This is a genomic window from Pseudoalteromonas sp. SG45-5 (assembly GCF_014164085.1).
Classification (GTDB): Bacteria; Pseudomonadota; Gammaproteobacteria; order Enterobacterales; family Alteromonadaceae; genus Pseudoalteromonas; species Pseudoalteromonas aliena.
Map to the genome: position 1 here is coordinate 38,253 of NZ_JACJEM010000015.1, position 21,932 is coordinate 60,184.

The 21,932-nt window shown below is 38.8% G+C and carries 24 protein-coding genes; 8 read left to right on the forward strand and 16 right to left on the reverse strand.

Features of this window, described 5'->3' with window-relative positions; all coding sequences use genetic code 11:
* Positions 1–16 precede the first annotated feature (16 nt).
* From H5119_RS06640 to H5119_RS06660, 5 genes are read right to left on the reverse strand one after another with little or no spacing between them, the layout of a single operon-like run.
* A complete protein-coding gene (locus H5119_RS06640) occupies positions 17–634 on the reverse strand; it encodes an SCO family protein (protein WP_077536368.1) in 618 nt (205 codons plus the stop codon).
* The gene (gene cyoE, locus H5119_RS06645; RefSeq protein WP_182701669.1) at positions 631–1,560 is read right to left on the reverse strand and encodes a heme o synthase; all 930 of its coding nucleotides are present in this window, start codon (positions 1,558–1,560) and stop codon (positions 631–633) included. Before cyoE ends, H5119_RS06640 begins: the two co-directional genes overlap by 4 nt.
* Positions 1,561–1,572: 12 nt before the next feature.
* Entirely contained in the window at positions 1,573–2,562 is a 990-nt protein-coding gene (locus tag H5119_RS06650) for a heme A synthase (protein ID WP_182701670.1), read from the reverse strand.
* 32 nt (positions 2,563–2,594) lie between these two features.
* On the reverse strand, positions 2,595–3,089 hold the full coding sequence (locus H5119_RS06655) for a transmembrane cytochrome oxidase associated protein (RefSeq protein WP_182701671.1): 495 nt from the start codon (positions 3,087–3,089) through the stop codon (positions 2,595–2,597).
* On the reverse strand, positions 3,079–3,819 hold the full coding sequence (locus H5119_RS06660; RefSeq protein ID WP_182701672.1) for an SURF1 family protein: 741 nt from the start codon (positions 3,817–3,819) through the stop codon (positions 3,079–3,081). Before H5119_RS06660 ends, H5119_RS06655 begins: the two co-directional genes overlap by 11 nt.
* A 14-nt stretch (positions 3,820–3,833) precedes the next feature.
* Here H5119_RS06660 and H5119_RS20690 point away from each other — a divergent pair, with 14 nt between their 5' ends.
* Positions 3,834–4,142, forward strand: coding sequence for a DUF2909 family protein (locus H5119_RS20690; RefSeq protein WP_182701673.1), 309 nt, complete (start codon positions 3,834–3,836; stop codon positions 4,140–4,142).
* Here H5119_RS20690 and H5119_RS06670 read toward each other — a convergent pair.
* The 5 genes from H5119_RS06670 to lexA form a co-directional block, all read right to left on the reverse strand.
* Positions 4,045–4,920 (reverse strand): cytochrome c oxidase subunit 3, encoded by an 876-nt coding sequence (locus H5119_RS06670; protein ID WP_182701674.1) that lies wholly within the window; start codon positions 4,918–4,920, stop codon positions 4,045–4,047. The two genes, H5119_RS20690 and H5119_RS06670, sit on opposite strands and share 98 nt — an antisense overlap.
* A gap of 35 nt (positions 4,921–4,955) precedes the next feature.
* On the reverse strand, positions 4,956–5,486 hold the full coding sequence (locus tag H5119_RS06675) for a cytochrome c oxidase assembly protein (RefSeq protein WP_077536375.1): 531 nt from the start codon (positions 5,484–5,486) through the stop codon (positions 4,956–4,958).
* Positions 5,486–7,078 (reverse strand): cytochrome c oxidase subunit I, encoded by a 1,593-nt coding sequence (gene ctaD, locus H5119_RS06680; protein ID WP_182701675.1) that lies wholly within the window; start codon positions 7,076–7,078, stop codon positions 5,486–5,488. Before ctaD ends, H5119_RS06675 begins: the two co-directional genes overlap by 1 nt.
* Positions 7,078–8,220 (reverse strand): cytochrome c oxidase subunit II, encoded by a 1,143-nt coding sequence (gene coxB / locus H5119_RS06685; protein ID WP_138584729.1) that lies wholly within the window; start codon positions 8,218–8,220, stop codon positions 7,078–7,080. Before coxB ends, ctaD begins: the two co-directional genes overlap by 1 nt.
* A gap of 598 nt (positions 8,221–8,818) precedes the next feature.
* Positions 8,819–9,436 carry a transcriptional repressor LexA gene (gene lexA / locus H5119_RS06690; protein WP_077536378.1) on the reverse strand — a complete coding sequence of 206 codons (618 nt, stop codon included), beginning with the start codon at positions 9,434–9,436 and terminating at the stop codon, positions 8,819–8,821.
* Between the two features lie 298 nt (positions 9,437–9,734).
* Here lexA and H5119_RS06695 point away from each other — a divergent pair, with 298 nt between their 5' ends.
* Positions 9,735–11,231 carry a M12 family metallo-peptidase gene (locus H5119_RS06695; protein ID WP_182701676.1) on the forward strand — a complete coding sequence of 499 codons (1,497 nt, stop codon included), beginning with the start codon at positions 9,735–9,737 and terminating at the stop codon, positions 11,229–11,231.
* Between the two features lie 472 nt (positions 11,232–11,703).
* Positions 11,704–12,144, forward strand: a complete 441-nt coding sequence (locus H5119_RS06700; RefSeq protein WP_077536380.1) for a PaaI family thioesterase — start codon at positions 11,704–11,706, stop codon at positions 12,142–12,144.
* A 10-nt stretch (positions 12,145–12,154) separates the two neighbouring features.
* Here the strand turns inward: H5119_RS06700 and H5119_RS06705 are convergent, their stop codons facing one another.
* Entirely contained in the window at positions 12,155–12,535 is a 381-nt protein-coding gene (locus H5119_RS06705; RefSeq protein WP_077536381.1) for a hypothetical protein, read from the reverse strand.
* 496 nt (positions 12,536–13,031) lie between these two features.
* Between H5119_RS06705 and H5119_RS06710 the strand changes: the two genes are divergently transcribed.
* Complete coding sequence (locus H5119_RS06710; protein ID WP_182701677.1) at positions 13,032–13,739, forward strand: hypothetical protein; 708 nt, start codon at positions 13,032–13,034, stop codon at positions 13,737–13,739.
* 85 nt (positions 13,740–13,824) lie between these two features.
* The gene (locus H5119_RS06715) at positions 13,825–14,478 is read left to right on the forward strand and encodes an endonuclease (RefSeq protein ID WP_182701678.1); all 654 of its coding nucleotides are present in this window, start codon (positions 13,825–13,827) and stop codon (positions 14,476–14,478) included.
* Between the two features lie 277 nt (positions 14,479–14,755).
* On the opposite strand, the gene hmpA is transcribed toward H5119_RS06715, so the two are convergent.
* The 3 genes from hmpA to H5119_RS06730 are packed head-to-tail and all read right to left on the reverse strand — an operon-like array spanning position 14,756 to position 17,459.
* Positions 14,756–15,937 carry an NO-inducible flavohemoprotein gene (gene hmpA, locus H5119_RS06720; protein ID WP_182701679.1) on the reverse strand — a complete coding sequence of 394 codons (1,182 nt, stop codon included), beginning with the start codon at positions 15,935–15,937 and terminating at the stop codon, positions 14,756–14,758.
* Between the two features lie 20 nt (positions 15,938–15,957).
* Positions 15,958–17,190, reverse strand: coding sequence for an NnrS family protein (locus tag H5119_RS06725; RefSeq protein WP_182701680.1), 1,233 nt, complete (start codon positions 17,188–17,190; stop codon positions 15,958–15,960).
* Entirely contained in the window at positions 17,190–17,459 is a 270-nt protein-coding gene (locus H5119_RS06730; protein WP_182701681.1) for a hypothetical protein, read from the reverse strand. The genes H5119_RS06725 and H5119_RS06730 overlap by 1 nt, the downstream gene beginning before the upstream one ends.
* Positions 17,460–17,618: 159 nt before the next feature.
* On the opposite strand from H5119_RS06730, the gene norR reads away from it, so the two are divergent.
* Positions 17,619–19,169, forward strand: a complete 1,551-nt coding sequence (gene norR, locus H5119_RS06735) for a nitric oxide reductase transcriptional regulator NorR (RefSeq protein ID WP_182701682.1) — start codon at positions 17,619–17,621, stop codon at positions 19,167–19,169.
* A gap of 194 nt (positions 19,170–19,363) precedes the next feature.
* Here norR and H5119_RS06740 read toward each other — a convergent pair whose 3' ends face one another.
* Entirely contained in the window at positions 19,364–20,263 is a 900-nt protein-coding gene (locus H5119_RS06740) for a LysR family transcriptional regulator (protein WP_182701683.1), read from the reverse strand.
* A 126-nt stretch (positions 20,264–20,389) separates the two neighbouring features.
* Between H5119_RS06740 and H5119_RS06745 the strand changes: the two genes are divergently transcribed.
* A complete protein-coding gene (locus tag H5119_RS06745) occupies positions 20,390–20,956 on the forward strand; it encodes an NADPH-dependent FMN reductase (protein WP_182701684.1) in 567 nt (188 codons plus the stop codon).
* Between the two features lie 8 nt (positions 20,957–20,964).
* On the opposite strand, the gene H5119_RS06750 is transcribed toward H5119_RS06745, so the two are convergent.
* Positions 20,965–21,405, reverse strand: a complete 441-nt coding sequence (locus H5119_RS06750) for a TerB family tellurite resistance protein (RefSeq protein ID WP_077536393.1) — start codon at positions 21,403–21,405, stop codon at positions 20,965–20,967.
* A 151-nt stretch (positions 21,406–21,556) separates the two neighbouring features.
* Between H5119_RS06750 and H5119_RS06755 the strand changes: the two genes are divergently transcribed.
* The gene (locus H5119_RS06755) at positions 21,557–21,931 is read left to right on the forward strand and encodes a hypothetical protein (protein WP_182701685.1); all 375 of its coding nucleotides are present in this window, start codon (positions 21,557–21,559) and stop codon (positions 21,929–21,931) included.
* Position 21,932: the final 1 nt, after the last annotated feature.

Genomic DNA, 21,932 nt, shown 5'->3' on the forward strand with positions numbered 1-21,932 from the left:
GGTAAAAAGTAAAAAACTAGTTTCTATAGTAGTTCGCTATTTTTGTAAATTCTTCGGTAAGCTGAGTCGCGTTAATGAGCGGTACACTACCTTGCTTAAATTCAGGTTTGAATATAGCTCTTAGTGCACCACTCTGGTCAACCATCGCGACTGAGGCACTATGATCTACTGCATATTCTGACTCGCTACTATCGCTAATCGCATAAATTAAACCAAGCTCTCTGACTACCGGAAAAAGATGTTTATGCTCACCAGATACGGCTAAAAAATCAGGGTTAAAATAATCTATATATTGCTTTCTCTTTGCAGATGTATCTCGATTAGGATCAACCGATAGGAACCAAATTTGCAATGGATAATCCGCTTTTAGATTTTTATACACCACATTTAGCTTAGCCAGTGTTAAAGGGCAAATATCTGGGCAACTTGTATAACCTAAAAACACTAAATTCCATTGACCTACAAACTGCTGTTTAGTGACCAATTCGCCATGCTGATCATTTAGCGTAAAATCAGATAATGGTTTTGCCTTTTCGTAAACCAACGCATTAACATCTGGAGGGCTATTCTCATTAGAACATGCTGATAAAAACAAAGCTAAAACAACAATTAATCCAAGCCATAACTGCTTCATAAAGGGAGCCATTTATCTATAAATAAGACCACAAAGAGTACCATTAAATGAACAATCGAAAAACGAAATAAATCCATTGCAATCTCATCATTTCCGGCAATTTTTAACTTAACTGCTTTATAAATAAATACTGCATTTAATACACATGCGCCTATCAAATATATTAATCCCGACATACCAATTAAATAAGGCAGTACACAAACAACAGCGAGTAAAACAGAGTAAGCAACCACACACGTTTTACAAAAATCAATACCGTGTGTTACCGGCAACATAGGTATTTTAGCGCGTTCATAATCGCTTTTTCGCGCTATGGCCAGTGCCCAAAAGTGTGGTGGGGTCCACGTAAATATAATCATCACCAATAGCCAAGGAGCGGCTGCCATTTGGTTTGTTTCTGATACCCAACCTAATAATGGTGGCATTGCACCAGCTAACCCTCCAATAACAATATTCTGTGGTGTTGCACGCTTTAAAAATGACGTATAAACAAAAGCATACCCTACCAAGGCAAACAGCGTTAAGACAGCTGTTAGAGTATTGGCCCAAATCATCAACATAATAAAACCTGCCACCCCAATAACAGCCGCAAAACTAAGAGCGTGCATTTTACTTAAACGCCCCTTAGCCACTGGGCGGTGACGGGTTCGTGCCATTTTAGAATCTATCTCGCTGTCAACTACATGATTAATAACAGCAGCTGCCGCAGAAAGTAGCCCTATGCCTAACAAACTAATAAATTGTACCGCTATACCACGCCCAACATCGGGAGCTAGTGCTAATCCAACCCAAGCTGTTAATACAAGCATTGCTACCACTTTAAATTTACTAATTGCCAAATAATCCTGTAGCAAATTATAACTGCGTAAAGCCAACGGCTGAGTATTAGCGGGTAGTATTGCTTTTTTATCAATTGTAAGTGCCATAACATTTCCCCTTTATGTGCGTGATTTTAAGTAATAACATAGCCTAACCATACTCAATAACAGTATGGCAGCCATTAAGTTATGCGCTAGCGCAACACCTAACGGGAAGTGCCAATGTACTAAAATAAGTCCTAAGCTAATTTGGCAAAACAGAAAAAACAATACACTTACAACACAATTTTTAATCTTTTGAGAGTAAGCCTCGCTGTATATTTTCCACATAACGAATGCCAAAACGACACAAGTAACTAATGCCCAAATGCGGTGTAATAAATGAATAGACATTCGCGCTTGCTGCGATAGCACGCCAAACTCATAACTACTGTGCTCTAACGGTAATTGAAACACGCTACTTAATGAAAACGGCTGTGCATAATTACAAAATGGCAAACCACTACAATGGGGAGCTGCATAATTTGCAGCAAGCCAGCCACCTAACGCTATTTGTATCACAAGCACACCAAGCGCAATTAGACTTAATCCAAAGTAGTGCTTAGCTCCCTCATCACCGCCCATAATCAGCTTTGCTGTTAACCTTAAATACAACAAAGTAATAAGCGATAAAATACTAAAACCTCCAAGTAAATGGCCCATTACTATTAACGGTTGTAAATTCATAGTCACAGTCCACATACCTAGTGCAGCTTGAAATACAACCAACAATAACAATAACAATGGTAACTTCACTGGCGTTGTTGGGTATTGACGCTTTAAAAAAGCGAGTATAAATAAAGCTAAAATGAGTAACCCAAGCGTGCCGGCAAAGTAACGATGAATCATTTCTTTCCACGCTTTAGCTGTTTCGAACATCATGTCTGGATAGCTCTGTGTAGCAAGCGCAATATCGGCCTCATGCTTAGGAACTGTTAAAAAACCATAACAGCCTGGCCAATCAGGGCAACCCAGGCCTGCGTCGCTTAAGCGAGTGTAAGCACCTAGCGCCACAACAATTAAAGCCAGCAGTCCAGTTACTAATACTAAGTTTTTATAATTTTTATACATCGAATACTCCAACTTAAACCAAATAGAACTAGCTAGCTTGAACGTGAATAATTAAGTAGTTTTTTTAAATCTTTTAACAGTCCCTTTTGCACCAAACGATTTTCTTGTGGTTGCGCCTTAAAAGGATATTCCAGCACGACTAACCCCATATGATCGATTAAATACAAACTTGCAGGTTGTAAGCTTTGTTGCTCAGCAATAATTTTCCAAGGCGATGTTTTATCATCAGGGCGCCCCATTATTGCCATATCAACCTTGCCTTGATTTTTACCAAGCGCTATATATAAGTTATTTAGTGCTTCAAGTTGCTCGCTACAGGGCGTATTACATTGACTTGAATAGTTAAGTGCAATGGTCCACTGTTTTGGATTGCTTTGCGGCCAGTTTTCAAATTTAACGTTTTCACTTAAAAACTCACCATGATTAGTAATGGCAGTTGGCAACCAATCAAATTTCAGTGCGCCATATGCCAAAATTAGCGGTATAGCACAGCAACCTACAAACAATAAAAGAGGGTTACTTTTCATTATGTGTCCTTTTTTTACTTGCAAAAATAGCGACAACAACACATGCAACAGCAATTAGAAACCACTGCACGGCGTAAGCATTATGTTTTTGAGGACTCATCACTACAGCCTCGTAATGAGGTATAGCAATTTCATCACCACTACCTTGTCGATAAGCCATAAAATTAATTAATGATTGCTGGCTTTGAGCACTTAGCATATTCAAATCAATAGATTGGATTCGTGTAGGTAAGTCATTATTTGTAGCTTTATTTTCAAGTGTAAAACCACTGAGGTTATTTTCTTTTATTTGTGCTTTTAGAATAAAATCGCCATTTGGGAGAGTAACTTGTGGCAAAACATCTCTCGATATGGGCGCTTTTATCCACCCCAAATTAACTAAAATCACTTTAGGATCACTATCGGGCTTTAGCAAAGCGAGTAAATCGTATCCTACTTGCCCGTTGTAAACTTGGTTATCTAAAAGCCAATAGTGGTTTTGTACAAACTGCCCTTTTAGCTCCACTAATACGCCTGTTTTGTTCCAACTATCCGGCAAGTTAAGTAATTGAGGCCAGCTCATAACGCCACGAGTTTGCAACTCAGCAATGGCAATTAGCTGCTGTTGCTTTTGCTCGCCGCGCTGTAATTGCCAAAAACCTAAGCGCACGCAGACCAACACAACAGCCACAACCATACAAAGTGAGATTATTGAACTAAGCTTTTGTTTGTGCCATAAAACTAACTGCATAAAGGGTCAACTCAGTGATTATTAAAATTATTATCGTACTGTTGTTAATATTTATACTTTTTAACTTATTTAGAGCATTATTTATTATGGTCTCTGGGAAAACAGGTGGACGACCCATGTCCCACTTTTTAGGTCGTCGCGTAGTGTTTTCCGTGGTTGTTTTAGTTGTTGTGATTGCAGCACTTAAGCTTGGATTTATTAAAGCGAATAACTCGCCTATGGCCACTACAGCACATACACAAATACAAATAAACACAACCACACCACATCTACAAAGTGCCAATACCAAGCAGCAGCCTGAAAAGCAAAGTGCTTATCTTTAGTAAAATGCCCTTTTAGAATGCGTAAAAGTATAACCAATAAAAGTACGGTGCCGAGCGTTACATGCATGCCATGAAAACCCGTCAATAAAAAGAACGTATTACCGTAAACACCGGCATCTAAGGTTAAATTAAGATCATTATATGCATGTATATACTCCTCAACTTGCAGTCCTAAAAAGCAAACCCCCAATAAAACAGTAGCCCCTAAAAATACTTTAAGTGGGGTGCGTTTATTGTTTTCCATCGCAACATGGGCAAAATGCAAAGTAACCGACGAGGTAAGTAGTATTAAGGTATTTATAAGTGGCAAACCTTGCCAACCCATAGCCTGAGTGGTTTCTCCAGCAGGTGTTGAAAGTAAGGGCCAAACAGCTTCAAAGGTAGGCCAAAGCACTTCGTTAGTCATTGCATTATTACCAGCCCCCCCAAGCCATGGAACCGACAGAACCCGCGCATAAAACAGCGCACCAAAAAAAGCCATAAAAAACATAACTTCAGAAAAAATAAACCAGCTCATACCTTGCCTAAAAGAGCGATCCATTTGCGCTGAATACAAACCTTGGTCCGACTCACTAATTACATTTTTAAACCAACTAAACAACATATATAAAAGCACAGCAATTCCGGCATAAAGTAGATAAATACCACCGCCAGATTCTTTTCCAACATCCATAACCGTTAAGCCTGCGCCCACTGCTATAAAAAACAATGCAATAGCACCCACAATGGGCCATGGGCTTTGATCTGGTACATAATAATGCTCATATTTTTGATTCATTTTATTTACTCCTAGTCTTACACTAGTTTAAAAAGCTAGTTATTACTTGCCACTAGCTGTTCACTAATATCAAATACGGTATACGATAAAGTTAATTCTTCTATGTCACTTGGTAATGCAGTATCAACATAAAAAAGTAATTTGAATTCAAGTTCTTCACCTGCTTTTAACGGTTGTTGATCGAAACAAAAACAAGCAATTTTATGTAAATACTTTGCCGCTTTACCTGGTGAAACAGAAGGTACAGCCTGCATTACCTTATCTAGCTCGCTGTTATTTTTAGCGCTAAAAAACACTTCACGCATTGCACCGGGCTTTACCACAACGCTGTATTCTTTTGATTTAACTTCGAACGGCGCACCGCTTTGAGCATGCGTAGTAAAGCTAACGCCAACTTCACGATTTTGTATTATTTGTGTACTTTGCTTTGCTTGCTCTAGCGAAGGCTTGCCATTGAGCCCTGTTACGTCGCAAAACACGTCGTATAAGGGCACTAAGGCAAATGCAAATGCAAACATACCCACGCAAATTAATATCAAGCGCTTAAGTAGCGGTGCGTGTGTCATTACTTTATTTCCGGAGGTGTAGAAAAAGTATGATACGGAGCTGGTGAGTCAACTTCCCACTCAAGCCCTTCTGCCCCATCCCATACTTTTGCAGGTACTTTATCGCCACCACGAGCACATTTAATTACAACAGCCACAAACAGCAATTGCGATAAGCCAAAGGCAAAACCACCAATACTTATGATTGCGTTAAAATCGGCAAATTGCAGTGCATAATCAGGAATACGACGCGGCATACCAGCAAGTCCTACAAAGTGCATAGGAAAAAACAGTACATTGACGCTCACCAGTGATAACCAAAAATGCCATTTAGCTAAGGTGATATTAAACATATTACCCGTCCACTTAGGCAGCCAATAATAAGCGCCCGCCATAATCGAAAATATCGCACCGGTTACTAATACATAGTGAAAATGCGCTACAACAAAGTAAGTATCGTGATATTGAAAATCAGCAGGTGTAATGGCTAACATCAACCCAGAAAAGCCACCTAGGGTAAACAATACAATAAAGGCAATACTAAATAGCATGGGTACCTCAAAACTTATTGAACCCTTCCACATAGTGGCAACCCAGTTAAATACTTTGACCCCAGTGGGCACAGATATAAGCATTGTGGCGTACATAAAAAACAACTCACCTGCTACAGGCATTCCCGTGGTAAACATATGATGCGCCCAAACAATAAAGCTCAGCAGCGCAATCGAGGATGTGGCATACACCATAGAGGCATAACCAAAGAGTTTTTTACGCGAGAAAGTAGGCACTATGGTCGATATAATACCGAACGCTGGTAAAATCATGATGTACACTTCTGGGTGACCAAAAAACCAGAAAATATGCTGAAACATCACCGGATCACCGCCACCTGCGGCATCAAAAAAGCTGGTCGCAAAGTACTTATCGGTAAGCACCATAGTTACAGCTCCTGCAAGTACAGGCATTACCGCAATTAATAAAAAGGCGGTAATTAACCATGTCCATACAAATAGGGGAAGCTTCATCCATGTCATGCCTGGAGCACGTAAGTTAACTATGGTGACAATTACATTAATAGCCCCCATAATTGAACTTATTCCCATTATATGTACGGCAAATACAAACAACGCCGTATTGTCATTACTGTAAGTTGTAGAAAGCGGAGCATAAAAAGTCCAGCCAAATGCAGGACCACCACCGGGCATAAATAACGATGCTAATAAAATTAAAAACGCAAACGGTAAAATCCAAAAACTCCAGTTATTCATTCTTGGCAGTGCCATATCAGGTGCACCAATCATCAGTGGCACCATCCAATTGGCAAGTCCAGTAAAGGCTGGCATTACTGCACCAAATACCATAATTAAACCGTGTACGGTGGTCATTTGATTAAAAAAGTGGGGATCAACCAACTGTAAACCAGGTTGAAATAATTCAGCCCTAATCACCATGGCCATTGCGCCACCAATTAAAAACATGGTCAGCGAAAATATTAAATATAAACTACCTATATCTTTATGATTGGTTGTATAAAGCCAGCGTTTAAATCCTTTTGCAGGGTGATGTGTATGATGCGCTTGATCGGCGTTAGGTTGTTCTACTATGCTACTCATTAGTTCGCCTCCACTTTGGCATCAAGTGCTGTCTGTATTTGACTCGGCTGAATAACATCACCCGTATCGTTACCCCATGCATTACGCTTATAAGTAATAACTGCTGCTAATTGCTTTATAGATAACTGTTTTGCAAAGGCTTGCATTGCAGTGCCTGGGCGGCCATGAATAATTATATCAATGTGATCTTTAATATCCCCTAATACAATTGGACTCCCTTTAAGTGCAGGAAATACACCTGGTAATCCCATGCCCGTAGGCTGATGGCACGCTGCACAATTAGCCATATATACTTGTTCACCCAAAGTCATTAACTCATCTTTAGGTAACGTTTGATCAAGCAGTGCGGCATCTGCCAGCGCAGCTTTCTGCTTAGCCTGCTTTGCATCTACCAACCAGGTTTTAAAATCGGATTCTGATTTTGCAACTACAACCACAGGCATAAAACCATGATCTTTACCGCACAGCTCAGCGCATTGACCCCGGTAAATCCCTTCTTCGTTTATATTGGTCCATGTTTCGTTTATAAACCCAGGATTTGCGTCTTTTTTGACGGCAAAATCGGGCACCCACCACGAGTGAATAACATCGTCTGAGGTCATTAAAAAACGTACTTTTTGGTTTATAGGCAGTACCAGTGGTTTATCTACCTCAAGTAAATAGTTAGGGTTTTTCTGTGCAAGATTAGCAATTTCGTCTTGAGGAGTAGAAAGCATTGAGTAAAACTCAACGTCTTCACCCATGTATTCGTAATGCCATTTCCATTGCGATCCTGTAATTTTAATAGTGAGATCAGCCTTACTGGCATCTTCCATTGCAATTAGAGTTTTAGTGGCCGGTATAGCCATAGCAATTAAAATAACAAACGGAATAGCAGTCCAAAGTATTTCTACTTTCGTGCTTTCGTGAAATTGAGCAGGCACTGCTCCTTTAGATTTGCGGTGATGAATGAGTGCCCAAAACATAATGGCAAACACGATTACCCCAATCACACAACATATGAAAAATATAGTCATGTGCAGCTGATAAACATTATTACTTATATCAGTTACGCCTTTACGCATATTAAATTGGCTATTTGCCAACACTTGCTGCGGAAAAACAAACAGTATAAGCCACAAGGTAGAGCTCAATTTACCCATGTGACGACTCCTTTGATGCTGTTGCGAGTGCAAAGCGAAGAGGCATACGGCTTAAACGCCAATTCGTTATTTTTATTTTTGTATTAATACCCTCGTCCTTATTAAACAATAGGTATTACACTGCGCTAACCAAGGTTTTATTGTAAATGTGTGTATTCTCAAAACTAAAAACAATGAGTTACTGTTAGCCCAGCCCATTAATAATTAGCTAAAGATTAACCAACAAGCAAGTTTTAGTATGAAAATTAAACAAATGATATTAACGGATTAGCAAAAAAACATGTCACTTTTAAAACTTTAAAATGGTGCGAACTGAGTTTTGATAGGGGTTACAAATAACATAAGGGGATAAAAGAGGAGTGCAATAAAAATTGTTTAGTAAGGAACCTTGTAACTAAAAATGCGTACTAAAAAGCACGCATTTATAAAATCAGTAATTTAACACTGCATTAAATTAGTGATCTATTATAGTGATAAGAAAGTAGCTCAATAACAAGGCTAAAATTATGATACATAGTTGTTCTATATAAATAATTTTTAACGTAGTTAGTGAGTTATTCAATGCGCTAGAATGATCATGTTTTTACTAAAATTGGTATTACATCCAATCAGCGTTACGAATAACCCCAACAGCCAAACCTTCAATATTAAAAGATTCGTTTTCTAAATCGACTTCAATTGCTGAAAAATCATCATTTTCAGCATGCAGCAGTACTTTTCGACCTGCTTTTTCAAAGCGCTTTACAGTTACATCATCATCAACACGTGCAACTACAACTTGCCCATTTTCAGCAACTTGAGTTTTATGCACCGCCAATAAGTCGCCATCCATAATACCTATATCTTTCATGCTCATACCGTTAACACGCAGTAAAAAATCGGCAGCAGGTTTAAACATTAATGGATCAATTTTACAATGACTTTCAACATGCTCTTGCGCCAAAATAGGCTCACCGGCCGCTACTCGGCCAATTAGAGGCAAACCTAATTGCTCAGGTTCTTCTTCTTCAACAAGTTGAATACCTCGGCTTGCGCCTGGCTTCATTTTAATAACACCTTTTTTTGCAAGTGCTTTTAGATGCTCTTCTGCAGCATTGGCACTTTTAAAACCTAGTGTTTGTGCAATCTCTGCACGTGTAGGGGGCATACCAGTGTCTTTAATAAAAACTTTAACTAATTCGAGTATTTGAGCTTGGCGCTTCGTTAATGGTCGCATATAACTGGTTTTCCATACAGTACATTTAACTGTGAGTATATACAGTTAAATAAAAATCGCAAATTTAAATTAAGCTAAACAAACTATGCGATTACCAGCTAATAGCGCTTGTTTTTCATAATTAATAAATCCCCCTTTCACACCTACAAAAACAAAATCTGGTTACATAAATTAAACAAGTGTATTTTTATATTTACAATAATAGTCATATTAAACACACCTCAATGTTAATGGGTTGAAAACAACTTATTAACATGTACACTTTATAAGAACAAAATGAATTCAAAAGGATTATCAAATGAAAAAATACTCACCATTATTTATTGGCCTACTGTTCAGTGGTTATACGCACGCTCAAGTTCCACTTTTTGAAGTTCAATACTCTAACATTTCACAAAGCATGACTGCACAAGCAAGTACTCAATCCCAATTTGGGCAACCACTTTTTGAACTAAGCAGCAACACAGATGCTTTTTTCTTACCTGTTAAAGGTAATAATATTGAGTTTATTAAAAGCACAACAAGCTCATCAGCAACAGGTAGTCTAATTTGGGTTGGTAAAAGCTTAGATGGTGACGAAGTTACACTCATCAAATCGGAAAAAGGGATTTCTGGTACGGTAAAAGTAGGCGAACATGTTTACAAATTACAACCAAATAAACACTCTGGTCATAACTTCATTGAACTGGATCCAGCAAAACAACCTGCTGAGCATGCACCCGACTATAAGCAATCTAGCAATAGCAACATAGCTTCAATCAGTGAGCAAATTTTAACGGCACAAAATTACCAAACAGCAATGGCTAGCAATGCACAAAGCGATATTAGCTTATTAGTTTTATATACGCCTGCAGCTGCGCAAAAATCGGGGGATATAAATAGCTTAATTGATCTTGCTGTTGTCGAGACCAACCAAGGTTATCAAAACTCAGGCGTTAACGCTGTTGTTAGCGTAGCTCATGTAAGCCAAATTAATTACACTGAAGCTACAAACTCAGGGACTGATTTAAACCGCTTAGCCGCTAAAAATGATGGCTATATGGATGAAGCCCATACATTACGCGATCAATACGGTGCTGATGTAGTCATATTAGTGAATGATGTAAACGGTTACTGTGGTCAGGCAAAAGCCATTGGTGCAAATGCGAATAGCGCTTTTGCTATGGTCGATTATGACTGTGCAACGGGTTATTACTCTTTTGGTCATGAAATTGGACATTTACAAGGCGCTCGTCATAACCCTGAAAACGATCCATCAACATCTCCATATTCATTTGGACATGGCTATCAGCAACCTCAATCGCAATGGCGTTCAGTAATGGCGTATAATTGCACCAATAATTGTACCCGCATTAATTACTGGTCGAACCCAAACAAATCATACAATGGTGATGTAATGGGTACTTTAGCAGAACATGACAATGCAAGAGTATTAAATTTAACAAATCCAACTATTGCAAACTTTAGATCTTCAACCCCTCCGCCAACAAATGATAATGTACTACAAAATAATCAACCAATTACAGTTAGTGGCGCTAAAAATAGCGAACAGTTGTTTACTTTTGCAGTGCCAAATGGGGCGACGCAAGTTACATTCACAACCTCAGGTGGTAGTGGCGATGTTGATCTACATGTAAAATACAACGCAATTGCATCGAGTAATAACTTTGATTGCCGTCCTTATAAAAACGGAAATAGCGAAAGTTGTAGCGATACTCGTACTGGTAATTACTCAATTATGCTCAAAGGTTTTAATACCTTTAATAATGTAGAACTAGTCGCTAGTTACCAATAAAAAATATAGCTAATGTAAGCAAGCGTCAAGGTATGGCGACTTGCTTATACTTAGTTTAAAGCAAATTCACATTTTACAAATGTCACTCACTTCGCTTAATTATAAATCGCCATTACTAACTCAGCTTTATAATCACCCTCTTTACGAATTACAGCATTATCTAAAGTTGTTAATAGCTTTTTCGCACGACAAATATTCAATTTAGCCTTATCATGATCTTAAATTTATGAAAATTTAAACGATATTTTAAGTAGCCTGAACTCTGGTTAAGATATTTACTAATATATTGAATCATAGTGATATTTAAATTTATTTTTCTCTAGCCAGAGATTTTCAGTGAAAACAAGGCAAACTTGCGCGTCAATAGCTGGCCTATTGCAAGTAAGTTCAACGTAGTTAGCGCTGAAAATAGCAGCTTGAGATAGATTTATTATCCAGAGCTCAGGTTAAGTACCATTTAGAAGGAGCGGTTATGAGTATTTGGTATCAACCTATTACTTTAGAGTTTTGCAAACAACTAGACGAAGGCATTAATGGCCAAGGCACACTCATGAAAACCATGGGCATTGAAATATCTGAAATTGGGGAAGACTATTTAGTAGCAACCATGCCAGCCATACCTGAGCACCATAATCCAATGGGTATGGTACATGGCGGCGCCAATGTAGTGCTTGCCGAAACGGTAGCAAGTTATGCAGCTAACTTTGTAGTCGACTTCACTAAGTTTTATTGTGTTGGACAAGAAATTAGCGCCAGTCACTTAAAAGCATCTCGCAACGGTACTTTAACAGCCACAGCAAGAGCATTTCATATAGGTAAGCGTAGCTCGGTTTGGGAGATAAAAATTACCAACAGCCGCAATGAGCTGTGCTGCGTATCAAAAATGACCGCAGCAGTAGTGGAGCGAAGATAATTAGTTGGTATTATTTTTCAATTGGATAAATTGTAATTTCCATACCTGCACCAATCGCAGATATACGCAATAATGTATCTGCGTCTAAAGCTTGATTAAAACATTTAGGCGAGCTGCCTGATTCAAAACCAATATCAAACGTTCTACGCGAGCAGCTTAACCACTGCTTTAACGCATTACGCGAACACGATTCAATAAGCTCACATAAGTGATTTATTGCTTTATCTGGAGTACTTACTGCACCTGTCGCTTCAATACGTGCTAAATGACGGTATTCGTCTTTGTCATGATGTAAAATCGTAGCGACCTTTTTTAGATCTGCCACAAGCACGCTAATATCTTGCTTTGACTCAAGCTCTAGATCTACATTTAAAAATTGAATTTCCGACATCGTTTCGTATTTATCCTCTAATGATTACATTGCAAACTTTAACGCAGTTTCTCTTTTATACCAAATCAACTATGCAGTATTCGCTATTTTATATAGAGAGTAGCTACTTTAAATGTTTATTAGCAGTTTATTTTTCCTTTCAGTACATACCTTTTTATTTTTAACCTCAACTCAACATCTAAAAATATCAAATATGTGCTTACAACAATAATTGAAAATAACCATTAATCAGGGCATGTTTGGCATTTATGCTACGTTATCGCCTATTTATGGGGGGCAACCACACATCATAGGCTCTGCCTTACTTAAATACCAAGCACACTGCTGCAAAATCAATCACGACAGGTCAATACGCCCTAAGAAGAACTCTATTTTTTAACGGTTACTATAGCTATATTTTAGATTGTTTTATAAACATAAACTGCGACATTATGTCGCAGTTATTTACCATTGCAGTATATTAAACTAGCCAACAACAATAATAAGATAGAAGCACATGAAAAAAACATTTAAGCCCGCTCGAAAACTACATAAATGGCTCGGGTATTTACTCGCATTACAAATTTTAGCTTGGCTATTAGGCGGCTTAGTCATGAGTGCCATCCCTCTTGAAAAAGTTCATGGTAAACATCTAGCAACACGCACTCTAAATAATCCATTTGCGCAAACTGATTATGTTGCATCACTTGACAACATTACATCTCAGGTAAAAAATCCAACACAAATTATCTTTGAAAATTTTTTAACAACCCCTCTTATTACCGTCATCAGCAAAAGTGAACCACACAGCTTTAACGGTATAACAGGTCGCCCTTTTGAAGCGCCAACTAAAATACAAATTACCGAAAATGCCAAGGCTCATCTACTCATTAATGCCGAACCAATGAGCACAATCTTTTTAAAACAAGGCTCAAGAGAAGTAGGCTATAAAAAAGATATCTGGCAAGTACAATTTAACGATACCTTTAACACAACACTGTATTTATCAGCCAATAACGGTAACGTTGTTACCATTCGCAGCACAATATGGCGAATATTTGACTTTTTTTGGATGTTACACATTATGGATTACGATCAGCGAGAAGACTTTAATAACCCACTGCTTATTAGCTTTTCGGCAACCAGCGTACTTTTTTGCCTAAGTGGGGTTATGTTGTTGATACAAAGCTTCAGGGTTAAACGATTAACACGTATTAGAAACTAAAATAACACCTTAATTTTTATAGTCTTTAAGTTTTACCTTCAAAGCTTTAGACTACCAGCTCCTGTAGTTCACGTATGTGATGGATATGACCCGATTTATTCTGGCCTTATTGGCTTGTTTTCTGTGCGCTTCGGTATCAGCCGAACAATTTACTCGCTTTTCAACGGCTAAAAAACACTTAATTAAAACCCTACCTAAAGACGCTAAAAGTATTTATTGCGGTTGTGATATTAAAAAGCAAGGCAAAAAACTTGTTCCCGATCCCACTAGTTGTGGCTATGTTCCTCGAAATACACTTACCCGCTCAGGTAAAGTAAACGTGCGAGCGTTACGTATTGAATGGGAGCATATTGTGCCAGCGTGGGAGTTTGGCCATCAGCTACAATGCTGGCAAGATGGCGGGCGTAAAAACTGCCGAAAAGTAAGTGCTAAGTTTAGACAAATGGAAGCCGATATAAACAACTTAGCACCCGCTATTGGCGAGATTAATGCAGATCGCTCTAATTATCGTTTTGGTATGCTTAATGAAAAAGCAACGCAATATGGCCGTTGCGAAGTAAAAGTAAACTTTAAACAGCGTGTGATCGAGCCACCTGTTGATGCACGTAAACGCATAGCCGATACCTACGCCTATATGCAAAAAACATACGGTTTAAAAATATCAGATAAGCAAAAAAAGCTATTTAATGCTTGGCAACAGCAGGCTTTTGCGGCGCAAGGCAATACTAAAAAATTATAGTTAACCTGAACTCTGGTTAGTTAGTTTAATTGCGCACTACTCAAAAAGTTTTATAGTGCGCAATTAAGTTAGTGAGTTAAATAATTATCTAATACCAATCTGCTTATACATGCGGCCTATTTAACGTTAAGAAAATTACGCTAGAACTAGGCAAAAATTTTTGTATCTAGTTGTTCTAAATAAAAAATTTTTAACGACGTTATAGTGCAATTCAATTCGTTAAATTGATTAAAGGTTTATGCAGTTTGGTATAAAATATGCCCACTTTTAAACGGTATTATAAGTCTTGATGCGGACCAAATACTTCATAATGGATATGCTCGTTTTTAACACCTAACTCAAGCAATTGATTTTTTATAAATGCCATGAACCCCGCAGGGCCACACAAGTAAAAGTCGCCATTCGTTAATGGTAATTGTGTTTGTACTGCGTTTAAATTCATCAGCCCTATAAAGTCAGCGCCCTCAACGGCTTGATTAAACCACGTCATTGTTTGTAGACGGTTATATACTGCATTTAGTCCATTCAAATATTTTGCAAACGAATGCTGCTGAGTATTTTCACATGCATGTAAATACATAATATCTTGATTAGAGTTATCACTTAATAACGTTTCAAGCATGGCAAGCATAGGCGTTTGCCCAACACCTGCTGAAATAAGTACCGCAGGGTTTGTATTGTTACGCAAAAAGAAGTCACCCGCGGGTGGATATAACTCAACAATAGCGCCCAGCTCTAGTGCGTGTAAATGATTAGACACCATGCCAAGCTTTGGTTGTAGCTCTTTTTTAACACTAATACGATAGTTTTTAGCATTGCTTTTTTGTGAAATAGAATACTGACGTATTTCTTCATATTCGGCGCCCTCTGGTTTAACTTTAATACCTAAATATTGCCCTGGCTTGTGTGTGATAACCGCCTCACCGTCAACTGGCGTAAGTGTAAAACTCGTAACAAGCTCAGATTCAACCTGCTTGTTGGTTATTTTAAACTCACGAGTACCTGCCCAGCCGCCATGCTTATTTTTACTGTGCGCATATAAAGCCGCTTCTTCAGTTATACAAATATCAGCAAGTAGTGCGTATGCTTCACGCCACGCGTACTCTACATCGGGAGTAAACTGCTCGGGAATAAGCTCTTTTAGTGTGCCAATTAAATGCGCACCTACAATTGGGTAATGTTCAGGTAAAATATTTAAGCTCGTGTGCTTATGGTTAATCCGTGTCAGTGCTTCTTTTAATACGGCTAAATTATCAATATTTTGTGCATACGCAGCCAATGCATTAAAAAGTGCAAATTGCTGACGACCCGTATCTTGATTCGCCATATTAAAAATATTTTTAAGCTCTGGATTATGACTAAACATGCGCTTATAAAAATGATCGGTAACAACCGTGCCCGCCTGCGCTAATAACGGAACAGTGCTTTTTACAATCTCAATGGTTTTATCAGATAACATAGTGTTTTCCTGTAGGTGAACTAACCACGACGCCCATCAACACGACGCCGCGTTAATATAGGTGTGCAGTGAATTAAAAATAATAAAAAAGCCACTAACCACAGCAGAGCACTTATTTGCCAAGCTAGGTGAGGCCCAATAATAAAAGGGAGTAGTGAACGAGTAATTGCAGCAACTAGCACGAGAGCAAATGCAACGGCCATATAATGAGGAATAGTGAGCGTTCGCCCTGTATGACCATGTGATACACGAGTCATCATGGCTAAAATCATCATGCTTATTGTGCCAATAGTAATGAGGTGTAATGCATCTTTAAATGCAACCGTACTGCCAATAAAGCTTATTGCCACCAGCATTAACCCAATACCTAAAGCGAAGTACGAAAAATGCAAAGACCATAACAAAGGTATTTTAAGCACTTTATTATTCCACCAATAGAAAGAGCGGGCCAAGTGTAATACAGCGACACTCGCCACCACAGGAGCTGGGCTAATAGGGCTTAGAAATAATTTACTAATAAAAAATAAAGTAATAGCCAGTACAGATAAATACAAAACAACTTTATCTATTTTAGGAGTGCGCACTTGCTCAGTGAGGCCCAATCCCTTGGCTGTAAAAAAGGGCAAAACGCGGCCTGCTACAATGCCAACAAGTAAAGTCATTACCAGTACTGCGGTATCAACCACAGCCAGAGCAAGCTGCATTTTTTGCTCTAGCACTAGTATTAAATACAACGTATTGAGCGCACATAGCACCGCTAAAATGGCTAAAAATGGATAGTTACTTTTGCTATTTGCTTTTAATAACATATTCGCCAACGCGGTTATGGCACCAAGCCACCACACAACTTGCAATATAAGTGCTGCATATAAATTAAAATAAGCAATATCTGGCAATACCACAAAAAATGCTAAACGAGCTAACAGCCATATAAACGTAAGCCACATGAGCGCTTTGCCACTTATACTCGGTACGCCTGTCCACGTTTGTGCCGCAGTAAGTAAAAAGCCAACAACTACAACGCCTGCAAAACCAAACAGCATCTCGTGTGCATGCCATAATGTTGCAGGCATTGATAAATACCAACTTGCATTACCTGTTAAAATAAGTAGCCAATATCCCACCGACAAAAACGCCAATAAGCCACCAGCTAGAAAGAAAGGTCTAAAAGCCAGCATCCATAACGGCCATTGAGATACTTGATGAATAACTACTCGTGCTGGCATTGGTTCAGTTAAATTTATAGGGCGCATTAGCGAACTTCCTGCCCTAAGCCGTGCTGTGCAACACATCGCAGTACGTAACTTACTTTTAAAGTAGCAGCGATAACAATAGTGCTAATATGAGCTGAGACTTGCACAAAAATAGAAAAGTGTTCGGCGTACGGGTAGCTAATTAAAACACTTACAGCAATAAGCACTAAACTCACAACCAAAGCGGTATTGGCAGCAAACAATAGCGTTTTGTATAGCGATATAAACTGTGTTTGGGGATTTAAATTATTCAGCATCATTGTATTCATAGCAACCTCGATAATTAACTACATCGATTAGCTATTACACGTATCGTGCCAACAATTTAAACCTTAAAATTCAGCGAGTTAAATAAAAACTCTTTACAAAATAAGTCTTTATGACCTACCATAAGTCGAATCATAAAAACACACATGAGTCATTTTGACATGAATCAGCAATTAAACCTTACACAAGTTGCTTTAGAGCTAGCGCAAAGCACCCTGCACGAGCATAGCTTTGAGCAGCTATTGGCAACGGTTGAGCGAGTTATTCCAAGTGATGCAAGTGCGTTATTAGTACTGCAGGGCGAACAATTAAAACCATTGGCAATTAAAGGGTTGATGCCCGATAGCCTTGGCAGACGATTTAAAATAATAGAGCACCCTCGCCTAGAAGCTATCTGCAAAAGCACGCTCGCACTGCAGTTTGCTCACGACTGCCCATTACCCGACCCGTACGATGGCCTGTTATTAGCTAAAACGGGTGATATTCCTGTGCACGCGTGTTTAGGTTTACCTCTTTATGATAAGAATGCGCTATTGGGTGTACTCACATTTGATAGCCTCAATGCCAACGCATTTAATAACATCAGTCCTGATACTCTCAATACCTTACAAACTCTATGTAGTGCGCACTTTAAAACAGCCTTAGAACTTGCCCACTACAAACAGCATGCACAGCATTCAAATGCGCTAGTGCAAGAGTTAAATCGAGAAGCATTAACAAGGGACGGCGGCGAAATTATTGGTCAAAGCCCGCTCATGCAAACGCTTAAAAATGAAATTAAACTCGTCGCCGCGTCTAACTTTAGCGTACTAATTTTGGGGGAAACCGGTGTAGGGAAAGAGTTAGTAGCACGTAATATTCACTTAAACTCAGCTAGAGAAGATCAACCACTTATTCACCTAAACTGTGCATCGCTTCCTGAAAATCTTGCCGAAAGTGAATTTTTTGGTCATGCGAAGGGAGCGTTTACTGGCGCACAAAATGCACGCCAAGGTAAATTTCAGTTAGCTGATGGCGGCACGTTATTTTTAGATGAAATAGGCGAACTGCCTCTTGCCATGCAAAGTAAGCTATTGCGTGTACTACAAAGTGGCGAAATACAAACGGTAGGCGAAGACACGCCAAAATACGTAGATGTACGCGTCGTTGCTGCCACTAACAGAAATTTAAAGGAAGAAGTCGCACAAGGGCGCTTTCGAGCCGATTTATACCATCGCCTAAGTGTTTATCCCGTTACCGTGCCACCGCTTAGTAAACGCGAGCAAGACATCACACTCCTAGCTGGTTATTTTATTGAACAAACAGCTCGTAAGTTAGGAATAAAACAATTAAAACTAAGTACCGACGCGCAGATGCTGCTAAATCAATATAATTGGCCCGGTAATGTACGCGAGCTTGAACATGTAATTAGCCGTAGCGCACTTAAAGCAAAACAAAGTCAGTGGCAAAGCCCAATAATAACCATTACCAGCGAACACTGTGACTTAACATCGAATGTACGACCAAGCCCTGTTTCAACAATTCTAAATAATGCCCCAATTAACCAGCCTTTGAAGCAAGCTATTGAGTCTTTGCAATTTCAAATAATTACAGAGCAATTAAAGCAGCATAACTACAATTGGGCCGCAGCAGCAAGAGTACTTGAATTAGATAGAGCTAACTTAGTGCGCTTGGCTAAACGCCTAGGGATAGAAGTGAAAAAAACATTATAATCATTTAAAACATAGCTAAAATGCTGCTAATACCAATCTGCTTATATATGGGGTCTATTTAACGTTAAGAAAATTACGCTAGAACTAGGCAAAAATTTTTGTATCTAGTTGTTCTAAATGAAAAATTTTTAACGACGTTATAGTGAAATTTAATTCGTTAAATTGATCAAAGATTTATGCAGGTTGGTATAAAACTATTGATTAGCAGCTAACTTACTAAAATGTGTTTTTAGCAACCCTGCAAAAGCTTGTACTTTAGCAGTGCGATGCACTAAGTGATGCGTGACTAACCATACATCGGTAGGCCAGCTTAACTCACTGTGTAATATAGGCACTAAATCAGGATATTGCCCCGCTACATTGTGCTGTAACCCACCAATACCTAAGCCTTTAATTATTGCACGAGTTGCCTCTGCAGTTTCAGACACGCGTAGCTTTATTTGCGATGCAGGAATATGTTCATCAGCCCATGCAAAATAAGGTACTCGAGCATTAAAACCCGCCACACCTGATACAAAATTATGTTGCTGTAAATCACTTAACGATTTAGGCATTCCGTACTTATTAATATAACGTTTATTAGCATACAAACCTGACGACAACAGTGCTAAGTGCTGCGCAATATAATCACCCTCATCAGGTTTGGGTCCTGCTCGTACTGCAATATGCGCTTGCCCATGATCGAGCCTTAGCCTTTTTTGTTCTAAAATAACTTCTAACTGCACCTGCGGGTGTAACGCTTGAAACTGCTCGCATACATCACCAAGTAAATCCATAAAACCACTCACTGTAGTAAGCAGTAAACTACCTCTGAGAGTACTGTCGGCGGCAGCAATATCGTTATGCAACTGCTCTAATGAGCCATGAATGGTTTGCGCTGTCGCAAATAACTTAGTGCCAATTTCAGTTACTTTATAACCACGGGCATGGCGATGAAACAGCCTTGCGTTTAAGTTTTTTTCTAGATTATTAATTCGCCTAAGCACTGTGCTATGGTGTACATTGAGCGCTTCAGCTGCCGCTGTTAACGTGCCTAAGCGAGCCACTTCAAATGCGACTTTAACATCTTGCCAGTCATCAAATTTTATCGCCATATTGCTTGCCTTTTACTTATGTGCATATACGCACACAAGTGTTGCGTTTATTCGGGTTTTCTACAAGTAAAAATTTGCTAAAGTAGTTCACAGACAAATCCAATCACTCTATTAAAGGCGACTACCATGACTGTACCAAAAATTATTGCCCTTGCAGGCAGCTTACGTAAAAACAGCTTTAACCAAAAATTAATTAATGAAGCGGCACGTTTTGCATTAGAAAGCGGTGCAGAAGTTGAAGTTATTAAACTTGCCGATTTAGATTTACCCATGTTTGATGAAGACATTGAAGCACAAGGTACACCCGTTGGCGCACAGTTATTAAAAGACAAGTTACGCGCAGCCGATGGTATTTTACTCGCTAGCCCAGAATACAATGGCTCAATTACTGCGGTGCTTAAAAATGCGATTGATTGGGCGTCGCGAACAGAGCAAGGTGCGGTTCCTGCTTTTCGCAATAAAGTAACGGCTTTATATGCAGCGTCGCCAGGTGGTTTGGGTGGATTACGTGGCTTAAATCATGTACGTGATATTTTATCAGGCATTGGCAGCTTAGTATTAGCTGACCAGCTTGCAGTACCCGCTGTACACACTGTGCTTGATGAAAGCGGAAAAATCAGTGAGCCCGTTACAGCTGAAAGAGTATCTGCTCTTGCTTATCAGCTAGTAAGTGTTGCAAGTAAATTAAAATAACTTACCAATCACTTCGTCGCCGCTATTTTAGCGGCGATAAAATCAACATGAGTAACATATAAAAGCCCTGCAACTTTACGTATAACATAATCTTCTTGTGGATCAATTTCACCATCTGCATACGCTAAACGCCACAATAACTCTATAATTTCTATACGCTGTGCCGCGCTGCAATGTTCGTTAATTTGTTTCGAAAATTGAAAGTAATCAATAGACTCATCTAAACTACTCGCCGCATTAGTAGTAAGCTCATCAACCTGTATATCGGTTAAATTAAAATACTTTTTTAAGGTGATAGTCAAAGTTTGCTGTTCGTTATGATCAAGCTTGGTATCTGCTCGCATAACTTCAATTAATAATGCAGCAACAGCGGTTTTTAAGTCATGCTCTTGCATGCTGAGCTGCGGCTCATCGAATGAGGCAAATAGCTGTTTTATTTGTTTAAACATCACATTATCCATTTTTGGGTGTTAGACTTATACCAATTGCATTAAATTAGTGATCTATTATAGCGATAAGATAATAGGTATTAATATAAATACACTGAACTTATATGAGTAATTAATGGGTATTAAGTTCGTAAATTAAAGGAGTCATTATATGAATGGATTAAATACACCGTATTTAGCAATTGCTAGCGCACTAATAACTCTTTCGAGTGTAGGCACTGCATTTGCTGAAAAAGCCAAAACAGAAAAGCTCTACGACTTTGATAACAAAGTACATTATTATCAGACAAAAATTGGCGAAGAGAACTATAAAATAGAAATTCAATCCGACGACTATGAGCATTTTACCAATCAAAGTGTATTTTTATTACGCCATGCTGACCGATTATGCCGAGGCAATACATTTATGTTAAAAGTGCTTGAAGGCGTGCAAGAATACGAACGTTTTCCGACTAAACCACGCGCCTATCAACCCGATCTAAATGTTTTACTGCAATGTGAAGCACCCGAGAAAAAAGAAAAATAGT

What these genes read in the sequence shown, in the direction of transcription:
- H5119_RS06705 (WP_077536381.1), bottom strand. Translation starts at nt 12,535, where the DNA reads ATGTCGGAAATTCAATTTTTAAATGTAGATCTAGAGCTTGAGTCAAAG.
- H5119_RS06750 (WP_077536393.1), bottom strand. Translation starts at nt 21,405, where the DNA reads ATGTTTAAACAAATAAAACAGCTATTTGCCTCATTCGATGAGCCGCAG.
- H5119_RS06650 (WP_182701670.1), bottom strand. Translation starts at nt 2,562, where the DNA reads ATGTATAAAAATTATAAAAACTTAGTATTAGTAACTGGACTGCTGGCT.
- H5119_RS06700 (WP_077536380.1), top strand. Translation starts at nt 11,704, where the DNA reads ATGAGTATTTGGTATCAACCTATTACTTTAGAGTTTTGCAAACAACTA.
- H5119_RS06695 (WP_182701676.1), top strand. Translation starts at nt 9,735, where the DNA reads ATGAAAAAATACTCACCATTATTTATTGGCCTACTGTTCAGTGGTTAT.
- hmpA (WP_182701679.1), bottom strand. Translation starts at nt 15,937, where the DNA reads ATGTTATCTGATAAAACCATTGAGATTGTAAAAAGCACTGTTCCGTTA.
- ctaD (WP_182701675.1), bottom strand. Translation starts at nt 7,078, where the DNA reads ATGAGTAGCATAGTAGAACAACCTAACGCCGATCAAGCGCATCATACA.
- lexA (WP_077536378.1), bottom strand. Translation starts at nt 9,436, where the DNA reads ATGCGACCATTAACGAAGCGCCAAGCTCAAATACTCGAATTAGTTAAA.
- H5119_RS06675 (WP_077536375.1), bottom strand. Translation starts at nt 5,486, where the DNA reads ATGACACACGCACCGCTACTTAAGCGCTTGATATTAATTTGCGTGGGT.
- coxB (WP_138584729.1), bottom strand. Translation starts at nt 8,220, where the DNA reads ATGGGTAAATTGAGCTCTACCTTGTGGCTTATACTGTTTGTTTTTCCG.
- H5119_RS06640 (WP_077536368.1), bottom strand. Translation starts at nt 634, where the DNA reads ATGAAGCAGTTATGGCTTGGATTAATTGTTGTTTTAGCTTTGTTTTTA.
- H5119_RS06730 (WP_182701681.1), bottom strand. Translation starts at nt 17,459, where the DNA reads ATGAATACAATGATGCTGAATAATTTAAATCCCCAAACACAGTTTATA.
- H5119_RS06745 (WP_182701684.1), top strand. Translation starts at nt 20,390, where the DNA reads ATGACTGTACCAAAAATTATTGCCCTTGCAGGCAGCTTACGTAAAAAC.
- H5119_RS06725 (WP_182701680.1), bottom strand. Translation starts at nt 17,190, where the DNA reads ATGCGCCCTATAAATTTAACTGAACCAATGCCAGCACGAGTAGTTATT.
- H5119_RS06710 (WP_182701677.1), top strand. Translation starts at nt 13,032, where the DNA reads ATGAAAAAAACATTTAAGCCCGCTCGAAAACTACATAAATGGCTCGGG.
- H5119_RS06670 (WP_182701674.1), bottom strand. Translation starts at nt 4,920, where the DNA reads ATGAATCAAAAATATGAGCATTATTATGTACCAGATCAAAGCCCATGG.
- H5119_RS06755 (WP_182701685.1), top strand. Translation starts at nt 21,557, where the DNA reads ATGAATGGATTAAATACACCGTATTTAGCAATTGCTAGCGCACTAATA.
- H5119_RS06740 (WP_182701683.1), bottom strand. Translation starts at nt 20,263, where the DNA reads ATGGCGATAAAATTTGATGACTGGCAAGATGTTAAAGTCGCATTTGAA.
- H5119_RS06715 (WP_182701678.1), top strand. Translation starts at nt 13,825, where the DNA reads ATGACCCGATTTATTCTGGCCTTATTGGCTTGTTTTCTGTGCGCTTCG.
- cyoE (WP_182701669.1), bottom strand. Translation starts at nt 1,560, where the DNA reads ATGGCACTTACAATTGATAAAAAAGCAATACTACCCGCTAATACTCAG.
- H5119_RS06660 (WP_182701672.1), bottom strand. Translation starts at nt 3,819, where the DNA reads ATGCAGTTAGTTTTATGGCACAAACAAAAGCTTAGTTCAATAATCTCA.
- norR (WP_182701682.1), top strand. Translation starts at nt 17,619, where the DNA reads ATGAATCAGCAATTAAACCTTACACAAGTTGCTTTAGAGCTAGCGCAA.
- H5119_RS06655 (WP_182701671.1), bottom strand. Translation starts at nt 3,089, where the DNA reads ATGAAAAGTAACCCTCTTTTATTGTTTGTAGGTTGCTGTGCTATACCG.